Origin of the sequence: Bavariicoccus seileri WCC 4188, from assembly GCF_000421665.1 — a bacterium.
GTDB classification, from domain to species: Bacteria; Bacillota; Bacilli; order Lactobacillales; family Aerococcaceae; genus Bavariicoccus; species Bavariicoccus seileri.
Map to the genome: position 1 here is coordinate 1 of NZ_ATXL01000006.1, position 16,260 is coordinate 16,260.

At 39.2% G+C, this 16,260-nt stretch carries 15 protein-coding genes, 2 tRNA genes, 2 rRNA genes and 1 other annotated feature; of the genes, 15 read left to right on the forward strand and 4 right to left on the reverse strand.

From position 1 onward, the window contains the following. The 9 genes from H541_RS0102150 to H541_RS0102195 all read left to right on the forward strand — a co-directional run. A 23S ribosomal RNA gene (locus tag H541_RS0102150) occupies positions 1-149 on the forward strand; the annotation flags it as partial. Between the two features lie 97 nt (positions 150-246). Continuing rightward, positions 247-361, forward strand: a 5S ribosomal RNA gene (gene rrf, locus H541_RS0102155). A gap of 11 nt (positions 362-372) precedes the next feature. Continuing rightward, positions 373-446: transfer RNA gene (locus H541_RS0102160), tRNA-Asn, on the forward strand. Between the two features lie 49 nt (positions 447-495). Further along, positions 496-568 (forward strand) — tRNA-Thr (locus H541_RS0102165). A 192-nt stretch (positions 569-760) separates the two neighbouring features. After that, the gene (locus H541_RS0102175; RefSeq protein WP_022795711.1) at positions 761-1,027 is read left to right on the forward strand and encodes a GNAT family N-acetyltransferase; all 267 of its coding nucleotides are present in this window, start codon (positions 761-763) and stop codon (positions 1,025-1,027) included. Positions 1,028-1,256: 229 nt separating this feature from the next. Beyond that, positions 1,257-1,497: a binding site (T-box leader), on the forward strand. 277 nt (positions 1,498-1,774) lie between these two features. Beyond that, on the forward strand, positions 1,775-2,614 hold the full coding sequence (locus H541_RS0102180; RefSeq protein ID WP_022795712.1) for a MetQ/NlpA family ABC transporter substrate-binding protein: 840 nt from the start codon (positions 1,775-1,777) through the stop codon (positions 2,612-2,614). Positions 2,615-2,940: 326 nt separating this feature from the next. Beyond that, positions 2,941-3,969, forward strand: coding sequence for a methionine ABC transporter ATP-binding protein (locus tag H541_RS0102185; protein WP_022795713.1), 1,029 nt, complete (start codon positions 2,941-2,943; stop codon positions 3,967-3,969). Positions 3,970-4,024: 55 nt separating this feature from the next. After that, positions 4,025-4,687 carry a methionine ABC transporter permease gene (locus H541_RS0102190; RefSeq protein ID WP_026501546.1) on the forward strand — a complete coding sequence of 221 codons (663 nt, stop codon included), beginning with the start codon at positions 4,025-4,027 and terminating at the stop codon, positions 4,685-4,687. A gap of 216 nt (positions 4,688-4,903) precedes the next feature. Then, positions 4,904-6,535 (forward strand): peptide ABC transporter substrate-binding protein, encoded by a 1,632-nt coding sequence (locus H541_RS0102195; protein ID WP_022795715.1) that lies wholly within the window; start codon positions 4,904-4,906, stop codon positions 6,533-6,535. Between the two features lie 224 nt (positions 6,536-6,759). Here H541_RS0102195 and H541_RS0102200 read toward each other — a convergent pair whose 3' ends face one another. From H541_RS0102200 to H541_RS11295, 4 genes are read right to left on the reverse strand one after another with little or no spacing between them, the layout of a single operon-like run. Continuing rightward, positions 6,760-7,341, reverse strand: a complete 582-nt coding sequence (locus tag H541_RS0102200; protein ID WP_022795716.1) for a GNAT family N-acetyltransferase — start codon at positions 7,339-7,341, stop codon at positions 6,760-6,762. A 10-nt stretch (positions 7,342-7,351) separates the two neighbouring features. Beyond that, a complete protein-coding gene (gene yidA / locus H541_RS0102205) occupies positions 7,352-8,170 on the reverse strand; it encodes a sugar-phosphatase (protein ID WP_022795717.1) in 819 nt (272 codons plus the stop codon). A 16-nt stretch (positions 8,171-8,186) separates the two neighbouring features. Further along, positions 8,187-9,545: an HD domain-containing protein gene (locus H541_RS0102210; protein ID WP_022795718.1), complete on the reverse strand. Its 1,359-nt coding sequence runs from the start codon at positions 9,543-9,545 to the stop codon at positions 8,187-8,189. A gap of 6 nt (positions 9,546-9,551) precedes the next feature. After that, a complete protein-coding gene (locus H541_RS11295; RefSeq protein ID WP_022795719.1) occupies positions 9,552-10,376 on the reverse strand; it encodes a lipoate--protein ligase family protein in 825 nt (274 codons plus the stop codon). A 204-nt stretch (positions 10,377-10,580) separates the two neighbouring features. Between H541_RS11295 and H541_RS0102220 the strand changes: the two genes are divergently transcribed. The 6 genes from H541_RS0102220 to purB all read left to right on the forward strand — a co-directional run bounded on the left by H541_RS0102220 (position 10,581) and on the right by purB (position 16,238). Next, entirely contained in the window at positions 10,581-10,970 is a 390-nt protein-coding gene (locus H541_RS0102220; RefSeq protein WP_022795720.1) for a hypothetical protein, read from the forward strand. A 293-nt stretch (positions 10,971-11,263) separates the two neighbouring features. Further along, complete coding sequence (locus H541_RS0102225) at positions 11,264-12,157, forward strand: SDR family oxidoreductase (protein WP_022795721.1); 894 nt, start codon at positions 11,264-11,266, stop codon at positions 12,155-12,157. 185 nt (positions 12,158-12,342) lie between these two features. Then, positions 12,343-12,756: an Hsp20/alpha crystallin family protein gene (locus H541_RS0102230; RefSeq protein WP_022795722.1), complete on the forward strand. Its 414-nt coding sequence runs from the start codon at positions 12,343-12,345 to the stop codon at positions 12,754-12,756. Positions 12,757-13,197: 441 nt separating this feature from the next. After that, a complete protein-coding gene (purE, locus tag H541_RS0102235) occupies positions 13,198-13,707 on the forward strand; it encodes a 5-(carboxyamino)imidazole ribonucleotide mutase (RefSeq protein ID WP_276202753.1) in 510 nt (169 codons plus the stop codon). Then, positions 13,694-14,833: a 5-(carboxyamino)imidazole ribonucleotide synthase gene (purK, locus tag H541_RS0102240; protein ID WP_022795724.1), complete on the forward strand. Its 1,140-nt coding sequence runs from the start codon at positions 13,694-13,696 to the stop codon at positions 14,831-14,833. Before purE ends, purK begins: the two co-directional genes overlap by 14 nt. Before the next feature lie 112 nt (positions 14,834-14,945). Then, positions 14,946-16,238 carry an adenylosuccinate lyase gene (gene purB / locus H541_RS0102245; RefSeq protein WP_022795725.1) on the forward strand — a complete coding sequence of 431 codons (1,293 nt, stop codon included), beginning with the start codon at positions 14,946-14,948 and terminating at the stop codon, positions 16,236-16,238. Positions 16,239-16,260: the final 22 nt, after the last annotated feature.

A 16,260-nucleotide genomic window follows, 5' to 3' on the forward strand; every position in this document is an offset into this window, starting at 1 on the left:
CATCTAAGCGTGAAGCCCCCCTCAAGATGAGATTTCCCATCTTTTTAAAAGAGTAAGATCCCTGAGAGACGATCAGGTAGATAGGCTGGAAGTGGACATTTAGTGATAAATGGAGCGGACCAGTACTAATCGATCGAGGACTTATCCAATTTTGGCTTCAAGAAGATTCAGTTTTGGGTAGATGGGTTTAGAGCAAGGAAGTTATTGTTAGATTCAGTTTTGAGAGAACAATGTTCTTTCGATTAGTGTGGTGATGATTGCCAGAAGGATACACCTGTTCCCATCTCGAACACAGTAGTTAAGCTTCTCGGCGCCGATAGTAGTTGGGGGTTTCCCCCTGTGAGGGTAGGTATCGCCGCGCTTTTTTATTATTCCGCAATAGCTCAGTTGGTAGTAGCGCATGACTGTTAATCATGATGTCGTAGGTTCGAGTCCTACTTGCGGAGTTTGTTTTTAAAAAGAGCTCTCTCCTTGAGCGATTATAAGTTGATTCCTGCCGCTTTAGCTCAGCAGGTAGAGCGCTTCCATGGTAAGGAAGAGGTCGCCGGTTCAAACCCGGCAAGTGGCTTCCAATAGTCCCGACAGGGGCTTATTTTTTTTGCCAAAATTTGATTGGTTGTATGTGCTAGCTTAGACAGCAATCAAAAGATAGTAATCAAAATCAATGACAAATGTCTCCTCACCCCTTAAAATGAATAGTAGGAAATGTGGATTGTATGGCGCTTAGTAAGGCTAATAAAAGTAGAAGGAGAGATAATAAATGATAAAACATGTGCCCGAGGCCTTTGAATATATAACTGATGAAGGAAAAAAACTAGGAGAGTTGACTTATAGTCAGAGTAATGGGGTCATAGATGGAAATCATACGTTTGTTGATCCAAGTTTGAGAGGACAAGGGATAGCTGGAAAACTATTTGATGCCTTTATAGCATATGCAAGGGAGAATGATTTGAAAGTAGTAGGATCTTGCTCATATGTGGAAAATAAGTTAAGAAGTGCTAGTGATTTGGACGATGTAAAAGCATAGAGGTGACTCTAGACTAGATTACAGCTTAACTATTTCTTTAGAGAAATTTTTCCAAGAGAGCTGGATTTGTCTATTTGTAGCCATGCACAAAACTCAAAAGCTTAGAACATCAAAAGCTCAATGGCCAAAAAGCTCAAAAACTAAAGAGATCAAATACACAAAAGATTAAAATTTAATGAAAAAGTATTGACATGAATTGTGATGTTTTGGTATTCTAGTGGCAATCAAATAATTTGCGATGAAAAGATAAGTAAGTTTAGCGTTTTCTTGAAGAGAGCTCATGGTCGGTGAAAATGAGTAAAACAAAGAACTGAAAATGGTCTTGGAGCATTTGACAGTGAAATTTAACTGTCACGGAGGGCAACCGATAAAATGTCGCAGTATATCATACTTTTATGACGTACTGACTGAGAAATAGATCGTGAGATTTATTTAAAATAGAGTGGTAACGCGAAACTTTCGTCTCTGGATAAACAGGGGCGGAAGTTTTTTATTTTATACTCAGTCAATCAACAAAAATAGTTAAATAAGGGGGCGAAGACTACTAGATTACTAAGAAAGAGATGTACAGTCATTATTTAAGTCATTAGGTGAAGCAGTATTTTAGGAACAAGAGACGATTTCCTAAGCGCAGCCACATTATAAAGATTATAATATATCCCAAATAGCCTTTTGGTTATATCAAAAAACAGGTTGAATCGGATAGAGAATCGAAATAACTCAAACATAACAAAGGAGATAAATAAAATGACGTTTAACAAATTAATCAAAGGATTCTTACTAACAGCAGCAACTATTTCTTTAGCAGCTTGTGGAAACAATGCGAATGACTCAGATAATGCTGATAAAGAACCAGAAGTCATCAAAGTAGTAGCTAGTCCAGCTCCTCATGCTGAGATTCTAGAACAAGTCAAACCAATTCTGGAAGAAGAAGGGTACGATTTAGAGATTAACATTGTGAATGACTATAACACACCAAATCAATTAGTGGTTGATGGTGGTGCTGATGCAAACTTCTTTCAACATACTCCATATTTAGATACATGGAATGAAGATCATGGTACCGATTTGGTAGGTGTTGGTAATGTCCATATTGAACCAATGGCCGTATACTCACAAAAATATGATTCATTAGAAGACTTGCCAGAAAATGCAACTGTCTATGCTTCTACTAATCCCGCAGAAGTTGGTCGTTTCTTAGGATTCTTTGTAAATGCTGGATTAATCACACTTAAAGAAGGCACTGACCCTGTTAAAGCGCAACTAGAAGATATCGAAGACAATCCAAAAGACATTACAATCGAGACTTCTATTGCGCCTGAACTATTGGTCCAAACGTATCAAGCTGGTGAAGGGGATGCTGTCATAATCAACTCTAACTTTGCAATTGATGCTGGTTTGTCACCAATCGAAGATTCAATTGCATTAGAAGATCAAGATTCACCTTATGCAAACTTAATAGCTGTCCGCCCAGATGAAAAGGATGATCCAAAAATCAAAGCATTGATAGAAGCTGTACAAAGTGAGACAGTTAAGAAATATATTGAAGATAACTACAAAGATGGTTCTGTTATTCCAGCCTTTTAATTGCTAGTATAGAGGTACTAGTCATATATAGGGATTACTGTGAAAGTACTAGCCTGTTGATATGATACAGCTTGCAGGTATTATCATGTAGGGACTAGCGTGTGTAGGTGTATAGTTGCCAGTATGATGGTCAACCCGTATGATAATCAATAGAATAACAGTTAATACTAAAATGACTGAGGATTAAGCTTTTATGGGTTAAGCCCTAGGAAGTAAAGTCCTAAGGTACTACTAATAAGTAATAAGTTAATAAACCGATAAACGTAATAAACGGATAAACAGAAGTAATTGTAAGACAAATTGGAAATGAAGGAGCACGTAGTGATATGATCTCGTTACAACATGTCAGTAAGCAATACGACACAAAAAAACATTCAATCAAGGCAGTTGATGATGTTTCATTGACAGTCGATGATTGTGATATATTTGGTATCATTGGCTTTTCTGGAGCGGGGAAAAGCACGTTAGTTCGTTTAATTAATGGACTGGAATCAGTTTCTGAGGGAAAGGTCATCGTTGATGGAAATGATATAACAACCTTAAAGAAAAAAGATCTTTTGAACGAGCGTAAGAAGATTGCGATGATATTCCAGCATTTCAACCTTTTGTGGTCGCGGACTGTTGCCGAGAATATTGAGTTTCCACTAGAAATTGCTAATGTTCCAAAAGCAAAGCGAAAAGAACGAGTGAAAGAGCTAATCCGGCTCGTTTCTCTTGAAGGGCATGAGGATTATTATCCTGCACAATTGTCAGGTGGTCAAAAACAACGGGTTGGTATTGCCAGAGCCTTAGCAAATGAGCCAAAGTTATTATTATGTGATGAGGCCACAAGTGCTCTTGATCCAAAAACAACTGATGATATTTTGGACTTACTAGTTAAGATAAATAAGGAACTCGGATTGACGATCGTCATCATTACTCATGAGATGCATGTGGTGAGCAAGATCTGCCACCATGTAGCTGTCATGGAAGATGGTAAGATTGTTGAAGAAGGATCGGTTGTAGATGTCTTTCGTAATCCACAACAACCAATCACGAAACAATTTATTGGTGATGAGCAAGAAACAGTACCATTAGATGATTTGTTAGAAACTCTATCAGATGAACTATCGACTGGTTATGTTATTAGACTTCACTATACTGGCGCCAGTGTGTTAGAAAGTCGTTTGACCAATACATCAAAAGAGTTGGATATTCCGATTTCAATCCTTCAGGCAAAAATGAATATCACTCAGGCTGGCAGTGTCGGTAGCATGGTCGTTCATGCCGCTTGTACACCTGAGCAACTTGAGCAATTAAAGAAGAAGTTTGACGTTCCAAGTATTAATTTGGAGGTGATCGCTAATGTTGAATAAGGCATGGGTTATTCTTGCTGCACAAAATGGATCAGTTAAAAGTGTTTGGCAAAATATGTTCTCTTTTGAAAATGTCAAATTAACGGACGTTTGGCAAGCAACTCTTGAGACGATGTATATGGTAGGTTTATCAAGTATATTTGTCTTAGTCCTAGGACTTTTGATTGGATTATTAATGTACTTGACAGAACCTAATAGGCCTCTGCAAAATCGATTCATAAATTTTGTGGTTAGTGCGATCGTCAACATCTTTAGATCAATTCCGTTTATTATCTTGATTTTACTGTTGATTCCATTTACCAAAGTAATCATGCAGACGATGTTGGGACCGAAGGGGGCCATTCCTGCACTTGTAGTCAGTGCAGCTCCATTCTACGCACGATTAGTCTGGATTGGTTTGAATGAAATTCCCAAAGGGGTTATAGAAGCATCAGAGTCTATGGGGGCTTCTACGACCCAAATCATTACAAAAGTTCTGATTCCAGAAGCATTACCGTCTCTTATCTCAGGTCTTACAGTCACTGCAATTGCTATAATTGGTTATACAGCTGTTGCGGGAGCTATCGGAGCTCGTGGCCTAGGTGATTATGCTTATCTAATTGGATATACGCGAACGAAGCTAGATATCGTGTTAGTGGCTACAATCGCTATCTTAATCTTAGTATTTATCATTCAATTTATTGGTGATGTAGCAACAAAACTAGTGGATAAACGTTGAAATCGTCTAACTTATGTCTGCTGGTAGTCTAGCAGACCAATTGCTTCAGAAACTACAATCCAAACTAAAGAGAACTAGAGTCACAGGAGAACTAGAGTCACAATTGAAATAGCATCACACTTTGAGATTACAAGCATAACTTTATCAACGATGACAGAAATATGATAAGATTGTTTTAGTAGTGATATGATATATGGAGTTTAAGGGGGAGAAACGATGACGAAAAAGAAATGGTCAACTATAATAGCAGCGGCATTGACAGGGTTGGTGTTGGTTGGCTGTAGCTCGTCTCCGAACACTGATAATGACAGTGCTGAAAGCAATGATACCGCAAGTATCACGACTTTCGGGGAGTTAACGACATTGGATAGTGCTGTCTATGATGATGTACCAACATCAGATGTGATCGGACAAGTATTTGAAGGCTTGTATCGTGTAAAAGACGGTAATACAGTAGAACCAGGAGTAGCGGATGAACCAGAAGTCAGTGATGACGGCTTGGTTTACACATTCAAAATAAAAGATAATGCTAACTGGACAAATGGTGATCCTGTAACAGCAGAAGATTTTGTATATACCTATAAAAAATTAGTTGATCCTGCTGAAGGGAACGTTGCTCAATCAGCAGATGTTTTTAAAAATGCAAAAGACATCCGAGAAGGCAATCAACCAGTTGAAAACTTAGGTGTAAAAGCTCTTGATGATAAAACACTTGAAATTACCTTAGAATACCCAGCTCCTTACTTATCAAAACTTTTGACAGGAACAAGATTCTTACCACAACATCAAGCAACTGCTGAAAAAGAAGGCGAAGATTACGGCACTAGTGCTGATAAAATCGTCTCTAATGGTCCCTTTAAAATCGAAGGGTGGACTGGTAGTGAAACTAGTTGGAAACTCTTAAAAAATAAAGATTATTGGGATGCTGATAATGTTAAGCTAAATGAAGTTGACATAGTTGTGTCTAAAGAAGTATCAACTGGTGCAAATCTTTTTGAAGTAGGAGATGTCGATTATACTGTCTTAACTGATGAATATGTGGCTCAAAATAAAGAGAATGAGCACTTCCATACTCAACCTAAAGCGTTGATTGGCTACCTTGGTTTTAATGTATCGGGCGACATAACCGGTAATGTGCATGTCAGACGAGCAATTGGTCAAGCTTATGATAAAGAAGCGTACGTCAATCAAGTATTACAAGATGGCTCTATTGCTTTGAATGGGCAAGTTCCATCTAATTTTGCCAAGAATGATCAAACGGGTGATGACTTCAGAGATGATAGCGGAGATTTGTTGACTTATAATGTCGAAGCTGCTCAAGAAGAATGGGAGAAGGCTAAAGAAGAACTCGGGCAAGACGAGATTACTTTAGAGATTATTACTTCGGACACAGGTGTTTCGAAGACAACTGGAGAATATTTGCAAGACCAATTGGAACGAAACCTACCAGGATTGTCAGTATCGTTAAAAAATGTTCCTTTGAAAAATCGGTTAGATTTACAACGTAATTTAGATTACGATATTTTCTATGGTACATGGACACCAGATTACCAAGATCCGTTGAACTTCTTGGAACAATACCAAACTGATGGTGGTATCAATTTCTCGGATTATTCTAATTCTGACTATGACGCGTTAGTGCAAAAAGTACGGAGTGATTTAGCGAATGAACCTGAACAACGGTGGGACGCTTTACTTGAATTGGATAAGAGATTGATTCAAGAAGATACAGTAGTTGCACCAATTTATCAAGGTTCACAAGCTTATTTATTAGATGATCGTTTGAAAGGATTAGAAATCTTACCATTTGGACGAACCATCAATCTCAGAACGGCTTATGTTGAATAAATTATGGCTGTTCAATCAGAGGTTAACTTCGAATCATAAGTCGTGATTCGAGTTATAAGTCATCATTAATGGTTACTTAATTTTAGAAAGGGACTGAGACAGGCATTTATCCTGTTTCAGTCCCTTTTCACAGTTCTAGTAATAAAATATTGAGTAATATAAATCTCTAGTGATGAAAAATCTGGTAATAAAAAAACTGGTAATAAAAAATAGTTAGGCCAATCCTAAAACAAACGAGTCATATGATCATACTGATGACCACTGATCACGCAATGGCCATTATCCTTAAATCCAAGCGATGTATAAACGGCTTTTGCATGTGGATTCTGGAGGTCTACGTTTAGATCTAATCGATGACCGTGTTCTTTTTTGACACGCTCAATAGTTGCATTGATCAATCCTTTTGCAACGCCATGTCCCCTTGCTGTTGATGACACCACAATGCTATCGAGATAGTATTCTCCAGGTCGTGTTTCTCTGTCAACAAATAGTTTTAAGGATTTATCGAATCCTAAATCACATAAAGCTTGGGTAAACGGCTTATCAACAATAGGCTCTTCTGCACCATCATAGCTTGCACAGACACCGACTATCTGGTTATCAATCACAGCAACAATACAACGGTTTTTACTGTAGCGATAGGTCGGATCAGCCATAGCCTGACATGTGATTCTCTTGATATCTGCTAGAGATAGGCGTTTTAAAAGAGGTAACTCCATATCTTGAAAAATAATAGTTAGAAGATCAAATACCACTGGGAAATCTGGGGTTTCCATTTGACGGTAGATGACAGTTGAATCGCTCATTTAGTTCTCCTTATTCTTCTAATGCAAATTTGCGAATGGCTTGAGCAACTCCTGCTTCGTCATTTGAACCAGTAATGAAGTTTGCTTCTTTTAGGACTATTGGGTTTGAGTTTGCCATCGCCACTCCATAACCAGCGTATTGGATCATATCCAAATCATTTTCATTATCCCCTAGTGCCATCACTTCATCAGGTTCCAAACCTAAATGTTCAGCTAAGCTCTTAAGTGCATGACCTTTGCTAGCTTTAGGATTAAGTATTTCCAAATAGTAATCTTCGCTTCTTAAGGTGTTAAATCGTGTTGTAAAGGTGTCATCTAGTGATGCGATAAAAGCATCTAAGCCTTCTTTAGTGTCGATGACCATCATTTTGGTGAAATTCTTGTCATCAGGTATGGCCTCTAAGGCACGATACCTAATGGGCATCCGAACTAGATAGGATTCTCGGCTAGTGTACCAACTCATGTCTTCTAACGAAGTGTAGATATGATCAGCATCGATAGCGTGATAATAGGTACCAAAATCTCTGGTAACTTGGTCCACGTAGGCATAGTCGTCTTTCGATAATTCGTATTGGACAAGTGCTTTTCCTGTGGCTATTTCTTGAACCAATGACCCATTATAAGTAATCGCATACTCGTTTGGACTATTGTAATTTAGTTGTTCTAGAAATGGTTTGATTCCTGGTAAAGGTCGTCCAGTTGCGATCACAACATATATTCCTTTTGAACGTGCTTCTGTGATGGCGTCAATGACAGGTTGTGTTAGTTGGTGCTTTGAATCAAGCAATGTGCCATCGACATCTATTGCAATGAGTTTTATGTTTGACATAGTAATCTCCTTTGAGTCAATAACTAGTTGTGTTTTCAAGTGTCGTCACGATAGTTTGAAATTCGAATTGATCATCCGCAAATAAATCATCAGATAAGGTATCGGATTTAATAACTTCTCTTGGAAAATAGAAGCGTTTATCTCCTCTAGCTTTCCCCGCAATGGTAGCTACAACTTCGCTAGCTTTCGATAATTCGATATGCTCCCCATTTTTTTGGATTAATTCAATCTGTGTTCTATTTTTGATTTGATCTGGTCGGTAAAAATCGTACGGTAAGTCATAGCTTGAGTTTTTAGCAACATAATAGCGTGTGTCATACCCCATATTATCAAGCAATTCGGTTAAATGTTCTATGGTGGCAGCGTCCTTATCGAAGTTGAGAGCAACTGATTTAAAAGGTTTGCGATTCAGAAAGCGACCAGCTAAATCACTTAATATTTGATCGGGTTCATCTAACCAATGCAAAAAGTAAGTCGTTAAAACCCCATCATCTAATTTAAGATAGTCTTTAAGCGTCCAGTTGTCCTCAAAAAATGGGATTAATAGGGAAGCACTATGATTCAAGCCATACTCAGGCGAGCGATAGCATTCGTGTGCTCTAGCAAGTAGTTTGTTCAAGATGACTTCAACACCCCGAGAAACGGGATGGAAGTAGACTTGCATATACATTTGATAGCGGCTTAAGATATAATCCTCTACTGCGTGCATTCCAGAAATGGTAAAGGCAATCCCATCTTTGTGAGGGCGCATAACTCTTAGAATACGGGAGATATCAAAGCGCCCATAATTAGCACCTGTATAATAGGCGTCGCGCAGTAAATAATCCATCCGATCGGCATCTATCTGACTGGAAATCAATTGGACAACTTGAGGGTTAGGATAGGTTTTGTTAATAACGCTAGCAACTTCATTAGGGAATGTCGGGCTTACTCTGCTCAGAACCTGGTTGACTTCAGTTTCTGGTGATAGGATGATATCGATTGTGATCTGTTCATGATTCGTTTGAAAAATCTTTTCAAACGCGTGAGAGTATGGGCCATGGCCGATATCATGTAATAAAGCTGCACAAAGAACAACCGGTCGTTCTCCATCATCCCACAAACCATCGCCAGGAGTCAAAGAAGGATAATTGCGGACAAATTTGTCGCAGATCCGTCTGGCTACTTCATATACCCCAAGGGAGTGGCCGAAGCGAGAGTGTTCTGCGCCATGAAAGGTAAAGAGTGTTGTCCCGGTTTGTTTGACCCGTCTAAGGCGTTGGAATTCCGCAGTATTAATAAGATCTAGGATCAATTGGTGTTGGACGTGGATGTAATCATGTACGGGATCTCGAAATACTTTTTCTCTAGGCAAAATAGGGATATTATAAGCCATATTCTATCACTCCTTTAAATCGACTTGTCGTCGCGCTAGTTTTGTTTCATTTTTCTGAAAATCAGTCTTGATTGTCTCTAAATCAAGAGGTAAAATGCCGCTGTCGTTCAATTGTAATTGTTCTTTTAAATGGGTTATCAGTTCTTTCTTAACGGTGTCAAGATCAGGTATTCGGTCATTAAAGTCGCTTAAGGATCGCATGCAATCAGGATCAATATCTGGATACTTGAATGCCGTCTGCTCACCCTGTAGTCCACAAGCGTAAAAGTGTTGCATCAATGCTGTTCGGCGGTGTTGATCGCCGTTGATACTGATATAAGTCATGATGGCTAAAGCGTTTCTAAAACGTCTTTGAGCGACACCAGCAACTTTATAGCCATTAACAACTAGATCATAGGTCCCCGGACAATACGAACGAGGGACTTCTTCAGCTTTAACGGTCAGTCCATAGTCTGACAGCCAGGTTGAGACAAGTTCTAACAAAAAGTCATAGGCATCATCAATGCTAATGTGATTGTCAGGATTCGGTAGTAGTATGGTAAAATTGAGAACACCTTTGTCAGCAACGACACCTAATCCCCCAGCTGCCCTTACGACGATAGACAGTCCCTTATTCTTGAGGAAAGTGATTGCGTCGGTGAGATGTGGTAGCCTTGTATCCGACATGCCTAATATAATGTAAGGATCCATTTCCCAAAAATGTAGCGCCCCAATATCTTGACGCTTATCGATATAATGTAAGAGACTCTCGTCAGTTGCAAATGGTGCTAAACGTGTCTTAAGTGATGATACAAGTGTTTGATGGACGAGCAATCTTGAAATAGCAGTCACAGTTATCCCCCCGATTGTTTATATTATAACAGATAGATACACTGTTGAGATGGTATTGTGTGGCTTTGGTCATATGGTTTCGATTTAAAGGTCGACAGCCAATACTATAATTATAGTATAATAGACGCTAGTGGTGTGGTAATGCACGTGAAAAATGGGATAAAATGGAAAATAGCTTTTGTGAGATAGAAAAGGAGAAATTTAGTGAAAGATAACTTTAAATTAACAGATATTGGCAACGGACTGTCACGACTCAAAAGAATCCTATACGCTAGTTTTATTGGTTTGATTGTGATGTTGTCATTTGCGGTTGTAGTTATGTCGAGTGGCGATTTTTCAAATAGGTCTCTACTTGAAATGGTGCTACGGTATGGGACTTTGGCAGTGTTGATCAGTTTGGTTGCCTACTGGTATCTTTTTTTGACACCAAAACCAGAGTTTGAACGCGTCACACGATTCACAAAGATGTTAGTCCTTATCTTTTCAGCACTCGGATTTAATGGGATCCTTGGTCTCAATCAACAACCTTATCTTGGTGTGACATATTTGGTGATTGCAGTGTTATTTACAGTTAGATATTATCAAAAATTCTGAACTCGCTTTTTCGAGTTCAGTTTTTTTATAAATTGTATTGGTACTGTTTTGAAGCTTTATGATGAGTTGATTTCTTGGAGATGGCTGTCTTGCTTTGTTAAACTATAGGTAAGCTTCGTTATGTACTACCTAGCGACCAAATTTATCTAGTGTTCGTAACAAAACGCTTAGTTATTACTATAGAAACACTTTTTGGAGATATACCTTAGAGACACTTCAGAGCTACTTCCGATTACTGAAAAGTGCTGTCTATAAGCTAATGACTTGTCAATCATACAAGGAGGAAGACCGTTATGGCTGAACCACATTTGATAGATCCAAGAACACTGTACAAAGCAAATGAGTATCCAAAGCAAGAACAGGATACGCCAGCTTTAGAGGAAAAAATGATTCCAAAACCGGATTGTGGGGAAACAAGCTACAAAGGTAGTGGTAAGTTACTGAATCGTCGTGTATTGATCACTGGTGGGGATTCTGGTATTGGTAGAGCTGCCGCTATTGCTTATGCTCGAGAAGGTGCTGATGTTGCCATCCAATTTTTCCCAGGAGAAGAACCTGATGCTGAGGAAGTGGCTGAACTGATTAAAAAAACTGGCCGTAAAGTCAAACTGTTGCCTTATGATTTAAGAGAAGACGAGGCTGCTACTGCCATCGTTTCTGAAACGGTTGAAGCTTTTGGAGGCTTAGACACTTTGGTTTTGAATGCTGCACAACAGATTTCAAGACCTACTTTGAGCGAACGCCCAATGAAACAAGTAGAAGATACGTTTAAGGTGAATATTATTTCAATGTTTGCGACAGTACAAGCGGCAGAAGCCTATCTGCCAGTTGGAGGCGCGATTGTCTTATCGACGTCGATCCAAGCTAATGATCCTAGTGAGGATTTAATGGATTATGCTGCCACAAAGGCTGCCATTGCTAATTATACTGTCAGTCTATCCAAGTATTTTGCACCAAAGGGTATAAGAGTTAATGCTGTAGCGCCAGGTCCGATTTGGACACCTCTACAATTAGATGGTGGTCAAACGCAAGAGGTCATTCAAAAATTTGGATTAGATACACCTCTAAAAAGAGCTGGACAACCAGCAGAACTTGCTCCAGTCTATGTTTTTCTGGCGTCTAATGACGCAAGTTATGTTACATCACAAATTTATGGTGTTACTGGTGGCGGAAATATCAACTTATAAAGGCATAGAAATAGGCTAAACATAGGCAAAATATAAGTGAAATTATGCTGAATATAGACGCTAATATAGGTTCTCAAAAAACTTTCTAAAAAATTAGCACTTTACTTGACTGAGTGCTAATGTGGGTGTACATTATAGTCGTAAGAACGATTTGGCTATAAGAATTAAAGAGAAAGAGGGAGTTTATGATGGCTAATATGATTCCTACAAACAGAGATATGCGTGTGAATGATTTCTTTGGAGATGTCTTTTCAAACTTCTGGCAAGATGACTCGTTCAAAGTCGACATCAAGGAAAATGATGACAACTTTGAAGTAGCTGCTGATTTGCCTGGTTTTGATAAGAAGGATATTCATGTAGACTATGATAATGATGTCTTGTCGATACAGGCCTCCCATGAACATGAGAGTGAAGATCAAGACGAAGAGTCTGGTTATATCAGAAAAGAACGTTCTTCTTATTCTCAAAGTCGTCAATTTATGTTGAAGAATATTGACGAAGATAAGATTTCCGCAGAATATGTTGATGGTGTTTTGAACATCACCTTACCTAAGGCTAAAGAAAACGACACGGAAAGAAAACAAATAGAAATTAAATAACGGATTAGAATAAATTAGTGATGCTCACTTAAGAGATGACACAAACGTTTATTCATTGATTTATGAGGATCATACCAGTAAGGAGTTACCCGAGAACAGTTCGTTCTTGAGTAGCTCTTTTTTTGTTATTTCCAGTAGTCTTCTGTTTCAATTTTCTCAGTGAAACGAGGAATTAGTCGGCACTGTAAGCGACAGAGTTGTTCTGTTTTAGCGATTTTATGGTGTCATTTTAGTCGCTATCTGGCTAATCAATATTAATAATACGAACAATAAAAGTGTAAAGATTAAATAATGTTTGCAAATTTGGTAGAATTATAACGTGCTTTGTGATATTCTTACTAAACAAAAAGGAATTGTCGACTAAAAGAAAGCAATGAAGTACAACTAAAGTGTTTGTCAAATTGCCATTAGATTTAGAAAATAAGGAGGGTTATCTTGCCAATAAATGAAGCGTCAAGGCCACGTGTGGCTGTGGTGATGGGAAGTATTTCTGATCTAGAACAATTAAAGGGGTGCTTAGACCTTTTAGAAGAACTGAAGATCGACTATATCAAGGAAGTGGTCTCAGCTCATCGCATGCCAGATGAAATGTTTTTATTTGCGGAAGAAGCAGCGGGAAAGGGCATCAAAGTCATTATTGCTGCAGCGGGGGGAGCTGCTCATTTACCAGGAATGATCGCAGCTAAAACGTATTTGCCAGTTGTTGGTGTTCCAATAAAATCGAGTGCTTTAAGTGGCTTAGATTCCTTATTATCGATTGTTCAAATGCCTGCAGGGGTGCCAGTAGCCACTATGGCGATTGGACCAGCTGGGGCTAAAAATGCTGCTCTTTTTGCTGCGCGAGTATTAAGCACGGAAGACCAGGCTATTTTAAATGCATTAAAAACCTATAGTAGTGAACAACATCAGAAAGCCAAAGAAAGTAGTGTCGTACTAAATGAAACTGTCTAAACCACTAGCTCCTTCAACGACAATTGGCATTGTTGGTGCCGGACAACTTGGAAAAATGATAGCCTGCTCTGCCCAGAAAATGGGTTATAAAGTAGCAACTTATGATCCAAACCCCACCTCATGTGCATTTGCTGTTTCTAATTGGTATAAGGTAGCCGCCTTTAACGATAGAGAAGCACTGTTAGAATTTGCACGCTCTGTCGATGTCTTGACCTACGAATTTGAAAACATTGATGGTCCACTGATCGAAGAGATCGCACAAGATACTGATTGTTTTTTGCCCCAAGGGTCTAAACTACTCCTTCTATCACAAAATCGTCTCACTGAAAAAAATTGGTTATCGTCAATCGGACTGCCAGTTGTTAACTACGAGGCTGTTTTGAGTCAAGATGACTTAAAAAAGGCTCTAACAACAATTGGTCTACCAGCGATCTTAAAAACGACACGCCTAGGTTACGACGGAAAAGGACAGATCAGAATCACTGATAGTACGGATGTGACAGAGAAAAAAGAAGAGATCAACCGTTTGTTGGAGTCGCCATGTGTTCTTGAAGCCAAATGCTCTTTTGAACTGGAATGCTCAGTGATGGTATCAAGAGACCAATCTGGCACTATTGAGTTGTTTCCAATCAGTGAGAATGTTCATCGCTCCGGAATCTTACACAGTAGCTTAGTGCCTGCTAGAATTTCTCAGGTAATCAGGGATGATATTCATCTGATGGCAAGGAAAATTGCAGAAGAGGGACAGCTAGTTGGTGTGTTGGGGATTGAGTTTTTTATCGAAAAAACACCATCTGGCGAAAAAGTGTTCATAAATGAATTGGCACCAAGGCCACATAATAGCGGACACTATTCTATAGAAGCCTGTAATTTTTCACAGTTTGATCAGCACGTCGTAGCAATCACTGGACGGCCTTTAGCAAGCATAAAACTGCTAAGCCCGGTGTTGATGGTCAACCTACTAGGACAAGATATGCCACTCGTCAAAGATATCTGGCAAAACGAAAAGAATGCCGTTGTCCACCTCTATCAAAAAGGAGAAGCCAAAGTAGGACGCAAAATGGGACATGTGACTTTCTTGGACAGTACCGTTGAAAAAGTGATCAAAAAAGCAGATTTGTGGTAAGACGCACTGTAAGATACGAGCCACTGATCTCAAAAAGTGAACTGACGCTTGAGCTGACTCTTGAACTGACCCTAATGAAGATAAACTTGCCAATTAAAAGGAGAAAAATAAGATGATCGAACGCTATACCCGGAAAGAAATGGCTGAACTTTGGTCTGACCAGACACGTTATAACACGTGGTTAGAGGTAGAGATAGAAGCCGTTGAAGCTTGGTCGACTCTTGGGGTAATTCCACCAAAAGAGGCCAAGGCTATCAGAGAAAAGGCGCGCTTTTCTATTGACCGGATCTTGGAAATAGAAGAAGAGACGCATCACGATGTCGTGGCTTTTACCCGTTGTGTCAGTGAAAGCCTTGGGGCAGAGCGCAAATGGGTCCACTATGGTTTAACTAGTACAGATGTCGTTGATACAGCTTATGGTTATCAACTACGGTTAGTCAATGACGTCTTAAGAAAAGACTTACATCGTTTAATAGATGTTGTTAAGGACAAGGCTCAAACTTACAAATATACGATTGAAATGGGACGTACACATGGCGTTCATGCAGAACCAACGACATTTGGGCTAAAACTAGCTGGTTTCTATTCTGAATTAAAGCGACAGTTGAAACGGTTTGAAGAGGCTGCTGACGGTATAGAGGCTGGAAAAATAAGTGGTGCAGTTGGGACTTTCGCCAATACGCCACCAGATGTTGAAGCTTATGTTTGTCAAAAATTAGGGATAAGGGCTCAAGAAATATCGACGCAAGTTCTTCCAAGGGACTTGCACGCGACTTATGTAGCGACTTTAGCCTTGATAGCAACGAGTGTTGAGCGATTCGCAACTGAAATCAGAGGGTTACAAAAATCTGAGACACGAGAAGTAGAAGAATACTTTTCGAAGGGTCAAAAAGGATCATCAGCAATGCCTCATAAGAGAAATCCTATTGGTAGCGAAAATGTAACAGGGTTAGCTCGAGTAATGAGAGGGTACATGGTTCCTGCTTACGAGAATGTATCGTTATGGCACGAACGCGATATTTCACACTCTTCCGCGGAACGAATTATTTTACCAGACTTAACGACGTTACTAGATTATCAGCTTAACCGTTTTGCTACGATCATCGAACGGCTAACAGTATTAGAAGATAATATGAAACGTAATATATCTGCCACGCATGGCTTGATCTTCTCACAACGCGTCTTGCTTGCACTTGTAGATAAAGGGTTGAGTCGAGAAGAGGCATATGACCTGGTACAACCACTAACGGCAATTTCATGGGATAAACAGACGGATTTCAAAACGTTAGTCAAGGCAGATCCAACTATTAGTTCAACGTTATCTAGTGATGAGATTGAAGATGCTTTCGACCCACGTTATCACCTCAAACAAGTAGACACCATTTTCAAACGTGTAGGCTTATAGCCGAAAAAAGACAAAGGACGGG

Excerpts from the sequence above, each read along its gene's own strand:
- H541_RS0102175 (WP_022795711.1), top strand. The coding sequence starts at position 761 with ATGATAAAACATGTGCCCGAGGCCTTTGAATATATAACTGATGAAGGA.
- H541_RS0102180 (WP_022795712.1), top strand. The coding sequence starts at position 1,775 with ATGACGTTTAACAAATTAATCAAAGGATTCTTACTAACAGCAGCAACT.
- H541_RS0102185 (WP_022795713.1), top strand. The coding sequence starts at position 2,941 with ATGATCTCGTTACAACATGTCAGTAAGCAATACGACACAAAAAAACAT.
- H541_RS0102190 (WP_026501546.1), top strand. The coding sequence starts at position 4,025 with ATGTTCTCTTTTGAAAATGTCAAATTAACGGACGTTTGGCAAGCAACT.
- H541_RS0102195 (WP_022795715.1), top strand. The coding sequence starts at position 4,904 with ATGACGAAAAAGAAATGGTCAACTATAATAGCAGCGGCATTGACAGGG.
- H541_RS0102200 (WP_022795716.1), bottom strand. The coding sequence starts at position 7,341 with ATGAGCGATTCAACTGTCATCTACCGTCAAATGGAAACCCCAGATTTC.
- yidA (WP_022795717.1), bottom strand. The coding sequence starts at position 8,170 with ATGTCAAACATAAAACTCATTGCAATAGATGTCGATGGCACATTGCTT.
- H541_RS0102210 (WP_022795718.1), bottom strand. The coding sequence starts at position 9,545 with ATGGCTTATAATATCCCTATTTTGCCTAGAGAAAAAGTATTTCGAGAT.
- H541_RS0102225 (WP_022795721.1), top strand. The coding sequence starts at position 11,264 with ATGGCTGAACCACATTTGATAGATCCAAGAACACTGTACAAAGCAAAT.
- H541_RS0102230 (WP_022795722.1), top strand. The coding sequence starts at position 12,343 with ATGATGGCTAATATGATTCCTACAAACAGAGATATGCGTGTGAATGAT.
- purK (WP_022795724.1), top strand. The coding sequence starts at position 13,694 with ATGAAACTGTCTAAACCACTAGCTCCTTCAACGACAATTGGCATTGTT.
- purB (WP_022795725.1), top strand. The coding sequence starts at position 14,946 with ATGATCGAACGCTATACCCGGAAAGAAATGGCTGAACTTTGGTCTGAC.